Origin of the sequence: Formosa bonchosmolovskayae, assembly GCF_051016085.1 — a bacterium.
Lineage (GTDB): Bacteria > Bacteroidota > Bacteroidia > Flavobacteriales > Flavobacteriaceae > Formosa.
This window is the reverse complement of the sequence record NZ_CP174605.1, coordinates 2,432,976-2,452,848: the sequence shown is the minus strand read 5'-3', so window position 1 is coordinate 2,452,848 and position 19,873 is coordinate 2,432,976. Positions and strand designations below refer to the sequence as shown.

The window sequence follows — 19,873 nt, the reverse complement described above, 5'->3', positions numbered from 1 at the left end:
AATTTTCCTTTTTAATTATTTCTGATTACGAACCTTATTAACCATTTCGGTAGTCACCACTTTTTTAGAATTCCCCCAGCTATTATACACATAGGTTAACACGTTTGCTATCTCACTAGGCGATAAACTTTGTCTAGTCATTACGCTATTATATGTTTCGCCGTTTACAGTAATTTCTCCTGTTAATCCATGAAGTACAACCCCTATTGCGCGTTCCACATCTGCATTTAAATAATCTGAATTCGCTAACGGAGGGAATGCTCCTGATATACCTTGACCTTCTGCTTGGTGACATGCAAAACAGGTTTGCATATAAGCTTGTTTACCACGCTCAAGTTGTTCGCTTAAAGATTCTACAGGTGTTTCCTCTACCACCTCATTATTGTCAGGCATAGACTGTATACCTCCACCTTCAGGTAAATAAATATCGTCTCTTAATTCTCCAGAATAAATTTTCTTATCCTCTTCTCCTTCTACTTTAAGCATCCCTAAGGCTCCTTTATTAAAGGCTCTAAAAATAGAGTGATCTACCATAATAAATGTTCCAGGCACATCTACTTTAAATTCTACTATGGCCGCTCCTCCCGCTGGGATTAATGTGGTTTGAACATTGTCATTAATTAGGTCACCGCCTTCGACATGAACACGATCAAATATTTCTCCAATAACATGGAAAGACGATACTAAATTAGGTCCACCGTTACCCACAAACAATCTAACGGTTTCACCAACATTAGCAGTTATTGCATTATCTCCAGTTAACGCCCCCACTTTACCGTTAAATACAACGTAGTCGGCTCTTTCGTCTATGGCTTTTTGCATATCGAATGGTTGTAAACCACGATCGCCATGTGCACCTTTAGTATAGAAATCGCCTTGCATTAAATAATATTCTTTATCTACTGGAGCTAAACCACCTTCAGGTTCTACTAATATAAGACCGTACATTCCATTTGCAATATGCATTCCTACAGGTGCCGTAGCACAGTGGTATACATATAATCCTGGATTTAATACTTTAAAGGAAAACACTTTTTCGTGTCCTGGTGCTACAAACGAAGATTCTGCACCTCCACCTGGACCGTTTACCGCATGTAAATCGATATTGTGAGGTAATTTATTATCTGGATGATTCTTTAAATGAAATTCGACTTCGTCTCCAACACGTGTTCTAATAAAACTTCCTGGTACCGATCCTCCAAACGTCCAGTACACATAGCTTACACCATTTGTCATTTCGCCTTCCTCTTCAAGAATTTCCATATCTACGATAAGCTTTTTAGCTTTACGAGCACCTACTGGAGTTGGTACGTGAGGTGGAGCAGTTAGTTCTGCAATCATGGTTTGACTCACACTAATATCGGCATTATCCTTTGGTTCCTGTTTTTCTTCTTTTGCACAAGAGGCTAAAATTACACAAGCCAAAACCATCACGGCCTGTCTCCAATTAAAGCGTTGTTTTAAAACATTTAAGTTCGTTTTCATAGGTCTAAATTTTGATTGGTTATTTTCCTTTTTCAACATAAAGGATAAATCTGTCTTTTATTGTATCAAAAATAATATTTATTGCAAATACTAAATATGATAATTGTCATCTTATAAATAAATGAAGCTTTATTTGTCTGTATCTTAATAAATCACCAATTCAATCCAGCTATTTTATAAAAATAGTCAAATTATGCGCATTGTCTAATTCTATCGTCTAAATGAATTCTATTTATAAAAAGTTATATAACATAAGGTGTATAGTACTCCAAAAAACAAATAATTTACCATCCAATCGTCTTGTATATAGTTGATAATATGTGTTCGAAAAGTCGCTTAAAAATTTAGTGATCGTTACTTATATTATTACCAACTGATTATTAACTATAAAGCGGTCTAGAATCAAAAAGAAAAGGCACTTAACATTTGTTAACAAGTAACATTTTTAAAACTCATAAATAGTTGTATTTTTACATCTCATAAATTCAAACTATTAATGGGTAAAATCATTGCAATTGCAAATCAAAAAGGAGGTGTTGGAAAAACAACCACTTCTATAAATTTAGCAGCCTCTTTAGGGGTGCTTGAAAAGAAAGTATTGCTGATTGATGCCGATCCTCAAGCCAATGCCACTTCGGGATTAGGCATAGACATAGAAACCGTGGAAATTGGCACATACCAGTTATTAGAACATACTAATACCGCTAAAGAAGCCATTCTGGAAACAGAAACTCCTAATTTAGATATTATTGCTTCCCACATAGACTTGGTCGCGATTGAAATTGAACTTGTCGATAAGGACGATAGAGAATATATGCTGAAACGTGCTTTAGCCGAAGTTAAAGACGAATACGATTTTATTATTATTGATTGCGCACCATCTTTGGGCTTATTAACGTTAAATGCGTTAACTGCTGCAGATGCCGTAATTATTCCTATACAGTGCGAATATTTTGCGCTTGAAGGTTTAGGAAAATTATTAAACACTGTAAAAAGTGTTCAAAAAATACACAATCCCGATTTAGATATAGAAGGGCTTTTATTAACCATGTACGATTCTCGCTTAAGACTTTCTAACCAAGTGGTAGAAGAAGTTCAAAAGCATTTTAACGATATGGTTTTTAAAACAATTATACAGCGAAATGTACGCTTAAGTGAAGCTCCAAGTTTTGGAGAAAGCATTATTAATTTTGATGCAAGCAGTAGAGGTGCTATTAACTATTTAAGTTTAGCCAAAGAAGTAATTAATAAAAACGCTTAGAAAAAACTATGGCGAAGGCAGTTAGAAAACAAGCATTAGGAAGAGGATTATCTGCATTACTAAAGGATCCGAGTAACGATATTAACTCGGTACAGGATAAAAATGCGGATAAAGTTATAGGTAATATCGTAGAGCTAGAATTAAGTACCATTGAAATGAATCCATTTCAGCCTCGTACTAATTTTAACGAAGAATCACTGCGCGAATTAGCCTCATCTATTAAAGAATTGGGTGTTATTCAGCCTATAACAGTTCGTAAATTAGATTTTAACACGTATCAATTAGTATCTGGAGAGCGCCGTATGCGAGCTTCGGAATCTTTAGGGTTAAAAACTATACCGGCTTACATTCGTATTGCCAACGATCAGGAATCTTTAGAAATGGCCTTGGTTGAAAACATTCAACGTCAAGACTTAGATCCTATAGAAATTGCTTTATCGTATCAACGTTTAATTGATGAGATTAATCTAACGCAAGAACAAATGAGTGAACGCGTTGGTAAAAAACGTTCTACAATTGCCAATTATTTACGCCTTTTAAAATTAGATCCGATTATTCAAACAGGAATGCGCGACGGGTTTATTTCTATGGGACACGGCCGTGCTATTATAAATATTGAAGATCAAAGTACGCAACTCGATATTTATACGCGTATTTTACAACATAAACTATCGGTTAGAGATACCGAAACTTTGGTTCGCGATTATAACGAAACCAAAGCCCTAGGAGATCAAAAAACTGAAAGTAAACCAACACCGGAAACACCTGTATTTGTTAAGAAAAGTATTCAAGACTTCTCAGATTATTTCGGACATAAAATAGATATTAAAGTCGCTAAAAATGGTAAAGGTAAAATCACTATTCCTTTTCATTCTGAAGAAGATTTTAATCGTATAAAAAAACTTGTACAGAGTGCAAAGTAAATTTTTAATACCTACCCTACTCTCTTTTTTTTTCTGCTTAAATAGCCTTGCACAAGAAAACAATAAAGAAACAACTGCAGCAACCAATAAAACTGCAGACACCTTGGTTGTGGACTCGTCGGAGATTGTTGTCGCCACAGTAGACACGCTTAAAGTTAACGATTCACTTGCCATTAAAGAACCGGTTATAGAATCTCGTTTTATAGATCCGTTAGCGCCAGCACGTGCCGCTTTTTATTCGGCTATACTTCCTGGTCTAGGACAAGCCTACAATAAAAAGTATTGGAAAATTCCAATTGTTTATGCGGCGATAGGTACAGGAATCTATTTTTATATTGACAACAATAACGCTTATAACCGCTATCGCGATGCTTACAAACGTAGATTAGCAGGATTTACAGACGATGAATACTACGGGCGTGTATCTGATGACGGATTAATAAACGCTCAAGAACAATTACGAAGTAACAAAGAAATGTCCTTGCTAATTACCATTGGTCTATATGTATTAAACATAGTAGATGCCAATGTAGATGCGCATTTATTACAATTTAATATAGACGATAATTTATCGTTAGCACCACAATTTAATTACAACGAGATGCAAGGCACCACAAATCTCGAACTTTCCCTTAACTTTAAATTTTAAAACATGAAGATTGCATTACTTGGATACGGTAAAATGGGTAAAACCATAGAACAAATTGCCCTTAAACGTGGTCACGAGATCGTAATTAAAGCGAGTATAGAAAATCCTGAATACGACATTACCAAAGCCGATATCGCAATAGATTTTAGTATGCCAAGTGCTGCCGTAGGCAATATCTCTAATTGTTTTAATAACGGAGTCCCTGTTATTTCAGGAACTACAGGTTGGTTGGAAGATTACGATAAGATGACGGCACTTTGCAAGGAAAAACAAGGTGGTTTTATCTATGCTTCAAATTTTAGTTTAGGTGTAAATATCTTTTTTGAATTAAATAAAACACTGGCGAAAATGATGAGCAACCTAGATCAGTATAATATATCTATGGAAGAAGTACATCATACTCAAAAATTAGATGAGCCTAGCGGAACAGCTATTTCTCTAGCAAACGATATTATTTCTGAACATAATAGTTATGCAAAATGGGCTCTAAATACGCCAGAAACTAAAACCATTCCTATTGTTGCTAAACGTATACCAGAAGTTCCTGGAACACACGTGGTGACTTACAATAGCAATGTAGACTCCATAACCATCGAGCATAAAGCACATAACAGAGAAGGTTTTGCCCTTGGTGCTGTAGTGGCGGCAGAATGGTTACATGGAAAAACAGGTGTTTTCAGCATGAAAGATGTGTTAAATATTGGTTAATAGCTTAAATTGCTGTTACATTATTAACATAATGCACACGTATTAAAATATTAAGATAAAATCTTGTCGGGAAGACACTAAGCAATTCAAAGTAGATTATGACACTAACTCAACTTTTCATTTTTTTTATAATTATCCAAATCTTACACGGATTAGCAACTTGGAAACTTTATACAAAAGCAGGTAGACAAGCATGGGAAGCCTTTATTCCGGTGTACAACGCTATCGTTTTAATGAAAATTATTAACAGACCTTGGTGGTGGACTATTTTACTCTTTTTACCTATTGTAAATTTAATTATGTTTCCTGTTGTTTGGGTAGAAACCGCGCGAAGCTTCGGTAAACATTCGACTACAGATACCGTATTAGCTATTGTGTCTCTTGGCTTTTACAATTTCTATTTAAATTACGTTGCAGATGTAACATATGTTAAAGACCGTAGCTTAGAGCCTAGAACAAGTGCTGGAGATTGGATTAGCTCAATCCTATTTGCTATAGTCGCAGCAACGATTGTACACACCTATATTATTCAGCCATTTACTATTCCAACATCGTCTTTAGAAAAAACATTACTTATTGGTGATTTCCTTTTTGTGAGTAAATTAAATTACGGCCCGCGTATTCCGCAAACAACTTTGGCTTTGCCTATGGTGCACGATTCCATTCCGAAGACCAAATTAAAATCGTATGTCGCAGACGATAATTTAAAAACAAAAGCAGACTCTTGGAAAAATAAAACTTTATTACCTTACTTAAGACTTCCAGGTTTTCAAGATATAAAGCGTAACGATATTGTAGTATTTAACTGGCCAGTAGATACTGTGACCGACTTTTTTAGTACGCCAGACCGTAACCATTGGAAACCGGTAGATAAAAAATCTAATTATGTAAAACGTTGTGTTGGTTTACCTGGAGATTCTCTTGAGGTTAGAGATGGACGCGTATTTATTAACGGGAAACAAAACGAATTACCAGACCGCGCCAAGCTACAATTTAGTTATTTGGTACAACCTAAAACCCATCAGTTTAATGCTAAAGATTTAGCAGATCGATATGGTATTACCGACCGTTTTGGAATTATTAACGACAAAAACACCTATATGTTTATGTCGATAACAGACGAAGCTGCAGAAAAATTTAAAAATCATCCTAACGTAGAAAGCATTACACCTATTAAAGAAGAAAAAGGAGTTAGAGATGCTAGAATTTTCCCTCAAAATCCAAATTATAACTGGAATAACGATTTCTTCGGACCTTTATATATTCCTGAAGCAGGAAAAACTATCGCTTTAAATGTAGATGTGTTACCACTTTATAAACGAGTTATTTCGGAATACGAAGGCAATACATTACAGGTTAAAGGCAATCAAATTCTTATTAATGGTGTAGTATCCGACACCTATACTTTTAAACAAGATTACTACTGGATGATGGGAGATAACAGACATAACTCGCAAGATGCTAGAGCTTGGGGGTTTGTGCCTTTTGATCACGTTGTTGGTAAACCTGTTTTTATTTGGATGAGTTGGGATCAATACGGAAAACCACGTTGGGACCGTTTCTTTACAACTGTTGGAGGTAGTGGAGAACCAGTATCATACTTAATTCCTTCTTTAATTTTAATCGCAGGATTATTTGGTTACAATACCTATAGAAAACGTAAAAAAGCAAACGCTTAATCCGATGGTATGAGTTTGAATAGCCTTTTACATCCCACATATTTCCCCGATATTGCACAGATGTCTGCTATAGCGCAGTCCGATGTTGTGACCTTCGAAATGGATGATAATTTTGCCAAACAAACCTATAGAACAAGAACCTATATTTATGCCGCAAACGGAAAATTACTACTCAATATTCCCGTGGTGTATACTCAGAAAAACAGACAGAAATATCGAGACGTAAAAATTTCGAACACCGATAATTGGCAGAGTTTACATTGGAAATCTTTACTTTCTGCCTATAAAACCTCTCCTTTTTTTGAATATTACGAAGATGATTTACGTCCGTTGTTTGAAACTAAAGCAGACTTTATTTTAGATTTTAATTTGAAGTGTTTCGAGACTATTTCAGAATGTCTTCAATTAGAAAAACCAATTCGCAAAACGGAAGCGTTTAAACATAACATTGTTAATGCTTCGGACTTAAGGTTTTTGGTTAATCCGAAATCAGATGTCAATTTTCAGAACGAAAAATACACCCAAGTGTTCGACGACAAACATGGCTTTATAAACAACTTAAGTATTTTAGATTTACTGTTTAATGAAGGGCCAAATGCCTTAGATTATTTAGAAAGTCAAGATCTAACTTTATAATGTTACAGCCTGTTATACATTATGGTATTCATTTTTTAGGGCCATTAATTATCGCCTTATGGTTTTACAAACCGCGTTGGAAATATGCCTATTTAATAATGATTTGTGGGATGCTAATCGATTTAGATCATTTGTTAGCCACACCCATATTTAGTCCAGGTCGATGCAGTATAAATTACCACCCACTTCACTCCTATTGGGCCATTGCCGTGTATATTCTGTTATTACTCCCAAGGAAAACGCGACTTATAGGCTTAGGGCTAGTTATTCATATTATAGCCGACACTGTAGATTGTAGTTTAATGTAAACTCACTTTTGTCATAATCGGATAGTGATCGGAATACTCTTCTTTAAACGTTTTAAAGCCATTTATTTTAAAATTCTCATCTGCGAAAATAAAATCAATACGCACTGGGAAAAACTTAAAATTAAACGTTTTACCAAAGCCAGAACCGGCTTCTCTAAACGTATCGTTTAAATCGCCTTTAATCATACGATATACATACGAGCTCGCGGTATTATTTAAATCGCCCGTAATAATCATCTTATAAGGAGATTTGCTTTTGTGCTCTAAAAACAGTTCGGTTTGGTCCTGTTGTACCGCGAAAGATTTCCCAATACTTTTAAATAAACGTTCGGAATCTTGCTTTTTTAAGGCCTCAACTTCGGTATTTATTTTAAGAGATTGTAAATGAATATTATAAATTCGGATGGTATCTTTTTCCTTAACCACATCTACATAAATGGCATTGTTTGTGGTATTTGGAAACCGTATAGACCCTTTATTTACAATCGGAAATTTTGAATAAATGGCTTGCCCTAATTGCTTTTTTTCTCCTGCCAATTGTATGTAATGGAATTTATAAGAGGAGAAATCAGCGCTTTTGTTATTCGGATGATATTCTTGGAGACATAATATATCAGGTTGTTGTTCCTTTACAAATTTGGAAATTTCTAAAGCTGTATCGGTATCCGGAATCCATTGATAAATATTAAAAAGTCTCACATTATAACTCATAATGGAGAGATTCTCATCATTATCTATAGCTGTAGCACTTGAAAATCGATAAAGAGATCCTGAATAAAAATAACCAATAAGCACCACAGTTATAGACAGTACCATCTGTAGTTTTATTTTAAGCAACCAATATAAAGCAAATGCCACATTTGCAATAATTAGAAAGGGAACCGTAAGACTTAAAACCGATAATATTGAGAAGTTTTTAGGCGGAAAGAAGGGTAAAATATAAGATAAAAGTAATAGAGTCGCAAAAACTGAATTGATTAGAAAGATGAATTTATCAATACCATTTAGCTTCCTCATCCTTATTTTCCTGCTTTAAATAAAAAAGCTTTTTCCTCTTTTGTTAAACTATCGTAACCGCTTTTACTAATCTTATCTAAGATAAGATCGATACGTTTTTGCTTATTAAAAGCCTCGAATTCATCCTTTTTAAAACCCGCCATATCTTTATTTTGGCGTTGCTTATGCACCGTTTTTAGAGGCGACTTTTTTGTTTTAGAAAACCAACCACTAACCTGGTCTACCAAAGCCTCGAAACCTTTTCCAATATCGTTTCCTTTTTTGTATTGTATCGCGTAAAAATAGCCTAAAAGCGCCCCTCCAATATGGGCTAAGTTACCACCCGCATTAGGACCTACTAACCCCAAAACATCCATTCCAACTATAGCCGCTCCCACAATCCATAACTTAATATTAAAGGTAAAAAAGCGTAAATTCATTTGCGGCGTATACGCACACATAAAAATTAATAAGGCGCGAACGGCCGCCGAAGCGCCCACCAATCGGCCACCTGTAGTAAATACATTAGGAAGTAAATTGTAACCCAATATAAATACAATAGCACCGCCTATGGCTCCTAGAAAATATACATTTATAGCTAGTTTTTTGCTAAATATAGTTAAGAACCATTGTCCAATAAAATACAACCATAACATATTAAACAGCATATGTATAAAATCGTAATGCACAAATGCATAGGTAATAAACGTCCACGGCTTTACTAAAAGTTCGGATAATTGACTAGGCAGTTCGAACCATTGCAGACTGGAATGCGATGGCAATGTAGATGTTAAAGCTTGTAGTATAAAGCCAATAAAAAAGATAACAACGTTAATTGCTATTATCTTTTCTAACACATTTAAATGCGTTAATTTTTGTTTAATATCGTTATTGAGTGTATTCATATATTAATCCCAACGATTTTTGTTGAATTGTGTTTTTTTCCAATACCACATAATTAAAAACCCTGTTAAAGCACCTCCAATATGTGCTACATAAGCCGTGTTACTCGGACTGAAAAAAGATTGACCCGTAACCGCCGAAATAAAATCTAAGGCGATAATTCCAGGAATAAAGTATTTGGCTTTTATAGGTATTGGTAAAAAGATCATCATTAATTTAGACTCTGGATACAACATACCAAAAGCAACTAGTACGCCCATTATGGCTCCAGAAGCTCCTACCATGGTCCCATTAAACACACTAACAAATTTCCCTAATTGATCGGGATCTAAAACTTGAGTCCAACGGGAATCGTACATCGCATATCCTGACCGTAAGGTCTCCAAGGTTTCGGTTGGTGCAAATCCTGCGCCTGTTAACGCCGACATTCCGGAGGAGTATTGATAATAATAATATCCCAACATTAAAAGCGCAGCTCCTAAACCTGAAGAAATATAGAAAAACAGAAACTTTTTTGTTCCAAATTGTTGTTCTACCGGAGATCCAAACATCCAAAGGGCTAGCATATTAAAACCAATATGCATAAAACCGCCATGCATAAACATATGCGTTAGAATTTGCCAAGGCTGGAAGGCTTCATTTTTTGGAAAATGTAAGGCAAACCAATCATAAAACAAGGTGCCACCACCAACGGCCATAGTCCCAATAAACATAATAACGTTAATGATTATAAGGTGTTTAACTGTTTCGGTTACTCTATTCATAATATTTTTATTTCAGTGAAATTACATAAATTTTTTATCCAATTCATCCACCGTCATTGTAATGAATGTTGGCTTATTAGCAGGCGAAACATTAGGGTCCTTACACGCAAACAAACTATTCACTAAATGATCTTGTTCGGTTTGGTTAAGTGATTGCCCTGGTTTTATAGCCAAACTTTTTGCTAAAGATTTGGCCAATAAATCGGCTGCACTAAAATTAGCATCCGGAACTTCATGTTCTACATCACTAATTAATTGCTCTAATATAATACTTACTTCGCTTTCAGGAACATTTATAGGCAATCCAATTATTTCGACCATCTGATTTTCAAAATTCTGAAATACAAAACCAGCATATTCTAAATCGTTTTTCAGATTTAAAATAATATCATGTTCTTGTTTAGAAAACTGAATTTGCAGTGGAAATAATAACTGCTGACTCACTGTATCCTTTCCTGTTATATATTTTAAAAAATCTTCGTATAAAATACGTTGGTGCGCGCGATGCTGATCGATAACTAACATTCCCGATTTTATCGCACTTAAGACATATTTATTTTGAAGCTGATATGAACTTTGCTTAGACGTCATCTGATTTTCACCAAATAAAGACGCTGTACTTTCTACACTTTCAAACTGCATTTCACTAAAATCCTGTGTCGATTTTGTGCCTTTAGATTCCATACCAACATACATACTTTCCCAACCTGCAGTTGAAGCTGGTTTACGTCCAGAAAATGATGATGACGATGCCATATTAGATCTAGAAGGTGCTATAGCTTTTTCTGCATCAAACGGATTGAATGAACGATCGACTTCAATAGTTGGCGTACTTGCCGATTTATTTGAATAATCGTAAGGCGTATCTAAATTCGCATCCCGTTCAAAATCTAATACCGGCGCAATATTAAATTGCCCTAAGCTATGTTTTACAGAGGCCCTTAAAATAGCATATAAAGTATGCTCGTCGTCGAACTTAATTTCTGTTTTTGTGGGGTGAATATTGATATCTATAGTTTGCGGATTCACTTCTAAATTTAAAAAATAACTCGCATGTGTACCGTCCTTAATCAGCCCTTCAAAAGCCGCTGTTATGGCGTGATTTAAATATGCACTTTTAATAAATCTATTGTTTACAAAAAAGAATTGTTCGCCTCTAGATTTTTTAGCATACTCCGGCTTACCCACAAAGCCCGAGATTTTTAACACATCGGTATCTTCATTTACGGGCACCAATTTTTCATTGGTTTTCGGACCAAAAATATTAACAATACGCTGTCTGTAATTACTTTGTGGTAAGTTAAAAACTTCCGAGCCATTATGATACATCACAAAACTAATGCTGGGATGTGCCAAGGCTACACGCTGAAATTCATCAATAATATGACGCGTTTCAACCGTATTAGATTTTAAAAAATTACGTCGCGCAGGAATATTAAAAAACAAGTGTTTTACAGCAATCGATGTTCCTGTTGGTGTAACCACCACATCCTGATTTACAATCTCGCTCCCCTCTATAGTTATGGTCGTACCTACTTCTTCTTGCTCTTGTTTTGTTTTTAACTCTACATGAGCAATGGCCGCAATACTCGCTAAAGCTTCTCCACGAAACCCTTTGGTATTAAGTTGAAATAAATCTTCGGCAGACCGTATTTTTGAGGTTGCATGACGCTCGAAACTTAAACGCGCATCGGTAACACTCATACCCACACCATCGTCAATGACTTGAACCAAAGTTTTACCGGCATCTTTTACCAATAATTTTATGGTTTCGGCTTTTGCATCGATTGCATTTTCTAATAACTCTTTAACTACTGAAGCTGGCCGCTGTACCACCTCGCCCGCTGCAATTTGATTCGCAACATGGTCTGGTAAAAGTTGAATAATATCTGCCATTATGTATTTGGAAGGAATATTGATAAATCGAATTCTATGATAAAAAGAAATATTAAAATAAGAATAGCGATAATAATTAGTATGCGACGATTAGCTGAGCGATCTGGCGATTCTTTTAACTCGTCAAAAGCATTTTGAAATTTAGATTTTATACCACCTGTAGGTCCGACGGTCTTTCTATAATCGTCGAATTTATGTTTCATTTCAAACGGACTCCCCTCGCCTTCATTTTTAAAATGTCGAGGTGTGTACGAAAACTTTTTATTTTTTCTGCTTTTAAAAATCCCCATAATACATGCTACAATTCATAATTATTTAATACATACCATAAAACAATCACCAACATAAAAATTATAAGCCAACCCGATAAACGGATGCCTGTTTTACCTTGGTGTTTTCGTGTTCGTTTAAGTTCGTCCCATTTAGACGACATTTCATTAGAAGGCTTCTGCTCTTCTTTCTGAAATTTAGGCTTGTAACCAAACGCTTTATTTTTTCGTTGATTAAATAAATTCACTATTTAAAAACTAATCGTTGTTAATCTCCAAATGTACTCAAAATTGAGAAGAATCTCGAATTGGCTTTCTAAAAAAATGTTAACAAAAGGAAGGAGAATACATCATTTTGACGGTCTTTAACTAGAAAAACCATGCAATGACTTCTCTTATATAGACGCAATCCCAAAAGTTGCATTTAATAATGACGTATAATTTGATCTTGGATAGATTAGAAACGTACTGTATTTAGCATTAGACCTTCTTAACCTGTAACAAACAGAATTTGAATCTTTAATAAGTTTAATACCACCTGTGTATTATTTCAAAATCATAACCCATCACTAATGTTCCAAGGTTTTCAAGCGGAGTCGAGAACAGAAAAACATTCAATTATCTATTTTTACAAGTTCACTTCAATAGCAAATACAGAAATAATCGGTTATTATAAAATAGATTTTGGATAAGGCATCAAAAAAAAGCACCCCATTAAGGATGCTTTTCTCATTAATTAACCGGTACAATTAAAACATGACATTTTAATTGTTTCCCTTTATTATTTGAAGCAAGTCCGTTTTTTGAACCACTCCCGACTGTCTCCAAACTTGTGTACCGCCTTTGTATAAAATTAATGTAGGTACACCTCTTACATTTAATTGTGCTGCTAATTCTTGATTCTTATCGACATCAATTTTTAAAATTGAAACGGAATCTCCAAGACTATCTTTCACCTCTTTTAAAACTGGAGCCATAGCTTTACATGGTCCACACCATTCAGCGAAAAAATCGACCAACACGGGTTTATCTTGTTTTATTAGTTCTGAAAATCGACTCATATTGTTTTGTTTTTATAAAGTTAAATTTAATCACCTTATGCTTTTAAGCCGTTCGTATTTACAAAAACAGTGTTATTTCTATTTTTTTAATGTAGAAGGGCACACAAAATTGGTTAAAGGTATACCTGCTTCACGAATTGCTTTCATACCTCCAGCAACATCTATTAAATTATGAAATCCTCTACTTTTTAAAATAGACGCCGCAATTACCGAACGATAGCCTCCCGCACAATGCACATAAAAAGGTTCGTCTTTAGGAATCTCCGACAAATGTTCATTAATAAATTCTAAGGACGCATTTTTAGCAGAATCGATATGCTCCGACACATATTCTGTATCTTTTCTAACATCAAAAACATGCAATTTTTCTGTTTCTAAACGTGCTTTAAAAGCCTCTGCTGTAATAGACGAAATAGTATCAAATTCCTTACCTTCTGTTTTCCAAGCGTCGAAACCGCCTTTTAAATACCCCAACGTATTGTCGAATCCCACTCGAGACAAACGGATTACGGCTTCTTCCTCCATTCCCGGATCGGTAACCAATAAAATAGGCTGTTTAGTATCTTTAATTAAAGCCCCTACCCATGGCGCAAATCCGCCATCTAGTCCGATAAAAATAGAACGAGGAATATGACCTTTTATAAAATCTTTTTGGTGACGTACATCTAAAACTAAAGCATCAACAGTATTCGCAACGGTTTCAAATTCGTCTGGATTTAAAGCCTTTGTGCCTTTTTCAATAACCGCATCAATATTATCGTAACCTTCTTTATTCATTTTAACGTTAAGAGGAAAATAAGACGGCGGTGGTGCTAAGCCATCCGTAACTTCTTTAACAAACTCGTCCTTTGTCATGTCTGCACGCAAGGCGTAATTCATTTGTTTCTGGTTTCCTAAGGTATCCACAGTTTCCTTCATCATGTTTTTTCCACAAGCAGAACCTGCACCGTGACCTGGATATACAATAACATCGTTTGCTAAAGGCATAATTTTAGTCCGCAAACTATCATATAAAAACCCTGCTAAATCGTCTTGAGTAACATCCGATTTTTGCGCTAAATCTGGACGACCAACATCGCCAAGAAACAAGGTGTCTCCGCTAAAAATAGCATAATCTTTTCCGTTTTCATCCTGTAATAAATACGTTACACTCTCCATGGTATGTCCAGGCGTATGCAACACTTTAATAACAACATTCCCCAACTTAAATTCCTGACCATCTTCTGCAATAGCAGCATCGAACGACGGATTTGCCGTTGGCCCGTATACAATTGGAGCACCTGTTAACTCTGATAAGGTAACATGACCACTCACAAAATCGGCATGAAAATGCGTTTCAAAAATATATTTAATCTTAGCACCTTCTTTTTCGGCACGCGTTATATAAGGTTCTACCTCACGTAACGGGTCTATTATAGCAACTTCTCCTTCACTTTCTATATAATAAGCGCCTTGCGCTAAACAACCGGTATATATTTGATCTACTTTCATAATGTTTTAATTGTAATTAAATTTACGACTCTTTTTTAAATGCTATAGTAACACATGTTACATAATAAGTTCTTTAATTATGATATAAAATCCCATAATTAATACAAACCAACCAAACCCTTTTTTAAGTTTTTTTCCTGGAATATAATTAGACAAATAAGTTCCTAAATATATCCCAATCACAGCTATAGCTGTAAAACTTAATAGAAATGTCCAATCAATTTCTACATTTCCAATATCTCCTACAAACCCAATTAATGAATTAATGGCGATAATAAACAGCGACGTTCCCACCGCTTTTTTCATAGATAAATTACCTAAAATGATTAAGGCTGGAATAATAATAAAACCACCACCTGCTCCAACAATTCCTGTAAAAAAACCAATAACAATGGCCTGATTAAAAATTAAAAGATTGCTTAATTTTCTAGGCGCATGTGCATCCAACTCTTCTTTTTTAGGTTTTAACATACTTATAGAAGCAATAACCATCATAATAGCGAACATGACCATGATGAATATGCTTTTGGTTACCTCGAAGCCTCCTATACTAAATATAGATTCTGGTATGGCCGGAATTATAAATTTTCGCGTAATAAAAACCATAGTGAATGCTGGAATCGCAAAAACAGCGGCAATTTTCACGTCGACTAAACCTTTCTGAAAATTTTTAAAGGCACCAAAACATGAAGACACACCTACTATAAAAAGAGAATATGCAGTAGCTGTTACAGGATTTAACAATAAGAGATACACCAAAATTGGCACGGTTAAAATAGACCCACCACCACCGGTTAAACCTAAAACTAAACCGACAACCAATGCACCTAAAAAACCTATAATTTGAGTAATATCCATGACTAAAATTTAGACAAATGTACTCTATACATTAACCGTTAGGGGTAACTTAGGTTACACAGCGTCTTGAATAATTTATATAAACTTAATTTTAAGCATTATAAATCTAGCATATGAATCTGATTTCGATGTAGTTTTAATAGCCCTTCGTTTTCTAATTTTTTAAGTAATCTAGAAATAACAACACGCGAAGTGTGTAAGTCGTGGGCAATGTCTTGATGCGTTACACTAATAACCTCGTTATGGTTAACCATAGCCTTATCTTTTAAATACTTAAGCAAACGTTCGTCCATTTTTAAGAATGCAATGGCGTCTATAGACTCTAACAACTCGACAGTACGCTCGTGGTAACTTTGTAATATAAAGTTTTGCCAACTGGTATATTTAGACATCCACTCGCCCATTTTTTGCACGGGTACCATAATTAAAGTTGCAGGTGTTTCGGCAATTGCCCGAATCTCACTTTTAGAATTCCCCATGCAACACGAAATACTCATAGTACATGTATCGCCTTGTTCTATAAAATATAATAGTAACTCGTCTCCTTTTTCATCTTCTCTCAAAATCTTTAAAGCGCCACTAATTAACAACGGCATATGGGAAATTGTCTGACCAATATCCATAAGTGTAAACCCTTCCGAAACTTCCTTGTAAAGGCCACATTGGTTTATCTCCTGAAGCAATTCATCTTCAAACAAATAGCCGTAATGTTGCTTTAATTCTTCAATCATAAATTAGATAATAAGACTTTAAAGATAAGCATAACTCTCGTTTCTTATTTTAAAATAGGGCAAAATTCTATTAAAAGACACAGCACAAAAAGTATAAAGGGCTTAACTACTATGTTAGTACCATTTATTTAATCGAAAATTTAAAATGCGTTTCTGTTTTATAAATATCCCCAGGATTTAAAACCGTCGAAGGAAAACCCTCTTGGTTTGGCGAATCTGGATAATGCTGTGTTTCTAAACATAAACCTGTACGGTCTGCATAGCGCGCGCCATCTCCATAAGGTAAAGCACCATCAAGAAAATTCCCTGTATAAAATTGCACTCCCGGCTGATCTGTAAAAACCTCCATATAACGACCACTATCTTTATCTAATACTGAAGCTACCAAATTCACTTGCTTTGCCGGATGATTTAAAACCCAGGTATGATCGTAACCTGAACCATTTGCTATTTGCGAATGCTCGGCATTTATATCCTGACCGACGCGTTTTGGTGTTCTAAAATCGAAAGGTGTATTTATCACAGATTCTAGTGTACCAAGCGGTATGGCGGTTTCGTCTGTAGGCACATAAAAGTCGGCATTAATCATAACCTCTTCGTCGGTTACCGTTTTAGTAAAATCTCCTGATAAATTAAAATATGAGTGTTGCGTTAAATTTACTACCGTTGCTTTATCTGTGGTAGCCTGATAAGCAACTTCTAACGTGTTATCTGCTCTAAGCGTATATGTTACCGTTACATTTAAGTTCCCCGGATACCCTTCTTCCATGTCTTCACTTAAATAAGATAATTTTAGAGCCACCTTATCATTCGTTTCAATGGGTTCTGCGTTCCAAATCACTTTATCAAAGCCTTTAATACCGCCATGTAAATGATTCGGACCATTATTTATTGCTAAGGGATAGTCTGTACCATTTAATGAAAATTTCCCCTTAGAAATACGATTTCCGAAACGGCCAATTATCGCTCCAAAATAGGTTGGGTTACTTAAATAAGATTCTAAATTATCGTAACCTAAAACCACATTTTCAAACTTCCCATCTGTATTAGAGACTGTTAGTTTGGTTATAATGCCTCCAAAAGTAATCACATCCACTTGCATGCCATGAGCGTTCTTAAGGGTATAAAGGTCGACTTGATCTCCTTCAGGTGTTGTTCCGTAAACCGATTGATTAATTGATACTTTTCCCATCTTCAATTTTACTTTGTATTAATGTTTGCGAATACAGCAATCCATACGACTTATAATAGTCTAAGTGCTAAAATTAACAAAAATGAAATCAATCACTTCCAATTTTTAATCCTAATTTACCGAATTCCCTTTTTCGCTTAAATCATGTTTAAGACTATGTAAGTGAAGTACACTTTAACCGACCTCTTAACCATTGTTTTCGTTTTTTTTTTAAATGCTCTTGACTTAATCAGGCATACCGCCAATTTTAAATCATTATTAAAAGAAGAGTATTTGCATTTTAAATTACTCATAGCGTATTTAATTAACTTAAAAATTGTGTTAAATTCATTTAACTTTCTTTTAACTTCTTTTGGTTCGGTATTTTCCGAACCAACACTATATTTGTGCAAAATTTAATACTAATGGAAAATCAACTTCTTAAAGAAAAGGAAAGACTTGTAGAGAAACTAGGAGTTATTATCGAAAATAAAAATCAGTTAGCACCTGTTGCGAGCCGTATTATTTCTTATGTGATTTTAACAGGAAAGAGCGGAACAACATTTGAAGATTTAGTAGTAAACCTATGTGCAAGCAAAAGCACAATTTCGACGCATTTAAATCATCTAGTCGATTTAAAGCAGTTAGAATATTTCACAAAACAAGGCGACCGAAAGCGCTATTATACAGTAAGTCAGTGTCATATTTTTAACCATATGGAAAACATGGTAGACGCGTGGACCTCTGAAAAACAATTGCATTTTGAAATGAAATCTTATAAAACAAAAATGAATGAATTAATTACAGATGATGCTGAGAAATTCAGTTTAGAGTTTCACAACAATTACATTAGCTTCTTAGATGAAGTCACGAAATCGGTTTTAAAGCTGAGAGAAAAAATAGAACACAATCAAATTAAATAATAGTATTCAAATCAAAAACAGTCATATGAAAATTAAACATTACATGATTTTATCGCTAGCCATTTTAGCGGTAACGTTTATAAGTTGTGGAGATAGTAAATCGGAACAACCGCAGCAAGCGCAACAAGCCCCACCTTTTCCTGTAACCGTTTTACAAAACAAAACAGTAACAGCTTATCAAAATTACCCAACAAGTATTAAAGGGATTGTAAGTAGTCAGGTTAGAGCTAAAGTAAGTGGTTATGTTCAGAAAGTACTTATCGACGAAGGTGAGCCAGTAAAGAAAGGCCAAGTGCTTTTTAGATTAGAAACACAATCTTTAAGCCAAGATGCAGGCGCAGCAAAAGCTCGTGTAAATGTAGCTAAAGTTGAAGTTGATAAATTAATTCCTCTTGTTGAGCAAGGGATTATTAGCCCAGTACAATTACAAACGGCTAAAGCCAACTTAGCACAAGCAGAAGCCAATTACAGTAGTATAAATGCAAGTATAGGCTATGCAACAATTAAAAGTCCGGTAGACGGGTATGTGGGATCTATTAATTTTAGAGAAGGTGCTTTAATTAGCCCTAGCGACCCTACACCTTTAACAACCGTAAGTGATATTAGTAAGGTATACGCCTTCTTTAGTTTAAACGAAACTCAGTATTTAGATTTTTTACAAAATGCTGAAGGAAAGACGTTAGAAGAAAAATTATCTCACTACCCAGATGTTAACTTAATTTTAGCCAATGGTAGTTTGTATTCTATTAAAGGAAAAATACAAACCAGTTCTGCACAGATTAATCAAAATACAGGTACGGTAAGTCTTAGAGCTATTTTCGATAACCCAAACCGTTTAATTACAAATGGTAGTAGTGGTAAAATTCAGATTCCTGTTGTATACGAAGATGCGATTGTAGTACCACAACAATCTACTTACGAGCAACAAGGAAATGTAATGCTTTACAAATTGGAAGAAGGAAATAAAACAGTAAACACTTTGGTAAAAGTTAAAGCCGCTGTAGATGGTTTATATGTTTTAGAATCTGGACTAAATGCAAACGATAAAATTGTAACTTCTGGAGTTGGTAAAGTAAGAAACGATATGGTTATTACGCCTCAAGAAGTCCCTTTTAGTGAAGTCACTAAGCCTATAGAAACCTTATTTAAAAACTAGAAATT

21 protein-coding genes are annotated in these 19,873 nt (G+C 34.9%); 9 read left to right on the top strand and 12 right to left on the bottom strand.

Annotated elements, in window-relative coordinates; all coding sequences use genetic code 11:
• Nucleotides 1-15: 15 nt before the first annotated feature.
• Complete coding sequence (gene nirK, locus ACKC83_RS10490; protein ID WP_434037775.1) at nt 16-1,431, bottom strand: copper-containing nitrite reductase; 1,416 nt, start codon at nt 1,429-1,431, stop codon at nt 16-18.
• A gap of 550 nt (nt 1,432-1,981) precedes the next feature.
• On the opposite strand from nirK, the gene ACKC83_RS10485 reads away from it, so the two are divergent.
• The 7 genes from ACKC83_RS10485 (at nt 1,982) to ACKC83_RS10455 (ending at nt 7,649) form a co-directional block, all read left to right on the top strand.
• Nucleotides 1,982-2,746 carry a ParA family protein gene (locus tag ACKC83_RS10485; RefSeq protein WP_414037098.1) on the top strand — a complete coding sequence of 255 codons (765 nt, stop codon included), beginning with the start codon at nt 1,982-1,984 and terminating at the stop codon, nt 2,744-2,746.
• Nucleotides 2,747-2,754: 8 nt separating this feature from the next.
• The gene (locus ACKC83_RS10480; protein WP_434035454.1) at nt 2,755-3,669 is read left to right on the top strand and encodes a ParB/RepB/Spo0J family partition protein; all 915 of its coding nucleotides are present in this window, start codon (nt 2,755-2,757) and stop codon (nt 3,667-3,669) included.
• Nucleotides 3,659-4,318, top strand: a complete 660-nt coding sequence (locus ACKC83_RS10475) for a DUF5683 domain-containing protein (protein WP_414037100.1) — start codon at nt 3,659-3,661, stop codon at nt 4,316-4,318. Before ACKC83_RS10480 ends, ACKC83_RS10475 begins: the two co-directional genes overlap by 11 nt.
• A 3-nt stretch (nt 4,319-4,321) precedes the next feature.
• A complete protein-coding gene (gene dapB, locus ACKC83_RS10470) occupies nt 4,322-5,026 on the top strand; it encodes a 4-hydroxy-tetrahydrodipicolinate reductase (RefSeq protein ID WP_414037101.1) in 705 nt (234 codons plus the stop codon).
• 98 nt (nt 5,027-5,124) lie between these two features.
• Entirely contained in the window at nt 5,125-6,705 is a 1,581-nt protein-coding gene (lepB, locus tag ACKC83_RS10465; RefSeq protein ID WP_434035453.1) for a signal peptidase I, read from the top strand.
• A gap of 15 nt (nt 6,706-6,720) precedes the next feature.
• Complete coding sequence (locus ACKC83_RS10460) at nt 6,721-7,341, top strand: WbqC family protein (RefSeq protein ID WP_434037774.1); 621 nt, start codon at nt 6,721-6,723, stop codon at nt 7,339-7,341.
• Nucleotides 7,341-7,649, top strand: a complete 309-nt coding sequence (locus ACKC83_RS10455) for a DUF6122 family protein (RefSeq protein ID WP_434035452.1) — start codon at nt 7,341-7,343, stop codon at nt 7,647-7,649. The genes ACKC83_RS10460 and ACKC83_RS10455 overlap by 1 nt, the downstream gene beginning before the upstream one ends.
• Here the strand turns inward: ACKC83_RS10455 and ACKC83_RS10450 are convergent.
• The 11 genes from ACKC83_RS10450 to ACKC83_RS10400 form a co-directional block, all read right to left on the bottom strand.
• On the bottom strand, nt 7,641-8,666 hold the full coding sequence (locus ACKC83_RS10450) for an endonuclease/exonuclease/phosphatase family protein (protein WP_434035451.1): 1,026 nt from the start codon (nt 8,664-8,666) through the stop codon (nt 7,641-7,643). The genes ACKC83_RS10455 and ACKC83_RS10450 overlap by 9 nt on opposite strands.
• 2 nt (nt 8,667-8,668) lie before the next feature.
• Nucleotides 8,669-9,550, bottom strand: coding sequence for a rhomboid family intramembrane serine protease (locus ACKC83_RS10445; protein ID WP_434035450.1), 882 nt, complete (start codon nt 9,548-9,550; stop codon nt 8,669-8,671).
• Nucleotides 9,551-9,553: 3 nt separating this feature from the next.
• Nucleotides 9,554-10,312 carry a rhomboid family intramembrane serine protease gene (locus ACKC83_RS10440; protein ID WP_414037106.1) on the bottom strand — a complete coding sequence of 253 codons (759 nt, stop codon included), beginning with the start codon at nt 10,310-10,312 and terminating at the stop codon, nt 9,554-9,556.
• A 21-nt stretch (nt 10,313-10,333) separates the two neighbouring features.
• Nucleotides 10,334-12,208 carry a DNA mismatch repair endonuclease MutL gene (gene mutL, locus ACKC83_RS10435; protein WP_434035449.1) on the bottom strand — a complete coding sequence of 625 codons (1,875 nt, stop codon included), beginning with the start codon at nt 12,206-12,208 and terminating at the stop codon, nt 10,334-10,336.
• The gene (locus ACKC83_RS10430; RefSeq protein ID WP_414037108.1) at nt 12,208-12,498 is read right to left on the bottom strand and encodes a riboflavin synthase subunit beta; all 291 of its coding nucleotides are present in this window, start codon (nt 12,496-12,498) and stop codon (nt 12,208-12,210) included. Before ACKC83_RS10430 ends, mutL begins: the two co-directional genes overlap by 1 nt.
• A gap of 8 nt (nt 12,499-12,506) precedes the next feature.
• The gene (locus tag ACKC83_RS10425) at nt 12,507-12,725 is read right to left on the bottom strand and encodes a hypothetical protein (protein ID WP_414037109.1); all 219 of its coding nucleotides are present in this window, start codon (nt 12,723-12,725) and stop codon (nt 12,507-12,509) included.
• Nucleotides 12,726-13,241: 516 nt separating this feature from the next.
• Nucleotides 13,242-13,538, bottom strand: coding sequence for a thioredoxin (gene trxA, locus ACKC83_RS10420; protein ID WP_414037110.1), 297 nt, complete (start codon nt 13,536-13,538; stop codon nt 13,242-13,244).
• 78 nt (nt 13,539-13,616) lie between these two features.
• The gene (locus ACKC83_RS10415) at nt 13,617-15,029 is read right to left on the bottom strand and encodes an MBL fold metallo-hydrolase (protein ID WP_434035448.1); all 1,413 of its coding nucleotides are present in this window, start codon (nt 15,027-15,029) and stop codon (nt 13,617-13,619) included.
• Nucleotides 15,030-15,086: 57 nt separating this feature from the next.
• Nucleotides 15,087-15,887: a sulfite exporter TauE/SafE family protein gene (locus ACKC83_RS10410; RefSeq protein WP_434035447.1), complete on the bottom strand. Its 801-nt coding sequence runs from the start codon at nt 15,885-15,887 to the stop codon at nt 15,087-15,089.
• A gap of 98 nt (nt 15,888-15,985) precedes the next feature.
• Nucleotides 15,986-16,618, bottom strand: coding sequence for a Crp/Fnr family transcriptional regulator (locus ACKC83_RS10405; RefSeq protein ID WP_414037113.1), 633 nt, complete (start codon nt 16,616-16,618; stop codon nt 15,986-15,988).
• A gap of 124 nt (nt 16,619-16,742) precedes the next feature.
• Nucleotides 16,743-17,810 (bottom strand): aldose epimerase family protein, encoded by a 1,068-nt coding sequence (locus ACKC83_RS10400; protein WP_434035446.1) that lies wholly within the window; start codon nt 17,808-17,810, stop codon nt 16,743-16,745.
• A gap of 404 nt (nt 17,811-18,214) precedes the next feature.
• On the opposite strand from ACKC83_RS10400, the gene ACKC83_RS10395 reads away from it, so the two are divergent.
• Nucleotides 18,215-18,712 (top strand): GbsR/MarR family transcriptional regulator, encoded by a 498-nt coding sequence (locus tag ACKC83_RS10395; protein WP_414037115.1) that lies wholly within the window; start codon nt 18,215-18,217, stop codon nt 18,710-18,712.
• Between the two features lie 25 nt (nt 18,713-18,737).
• A complete protein-coding gene (locus ACKC83_RS10390) occupies nt 18,738-19,868 on the top strand; it encodes an efflux RND transporter periplasmic adaptor subunit (RefSeq protein WP_414037116.1) in 1,131 nt (376 codons plus the stop codon).
• Nucleotides 19,869-19,873: the final 5 nt, after the last annotated feature.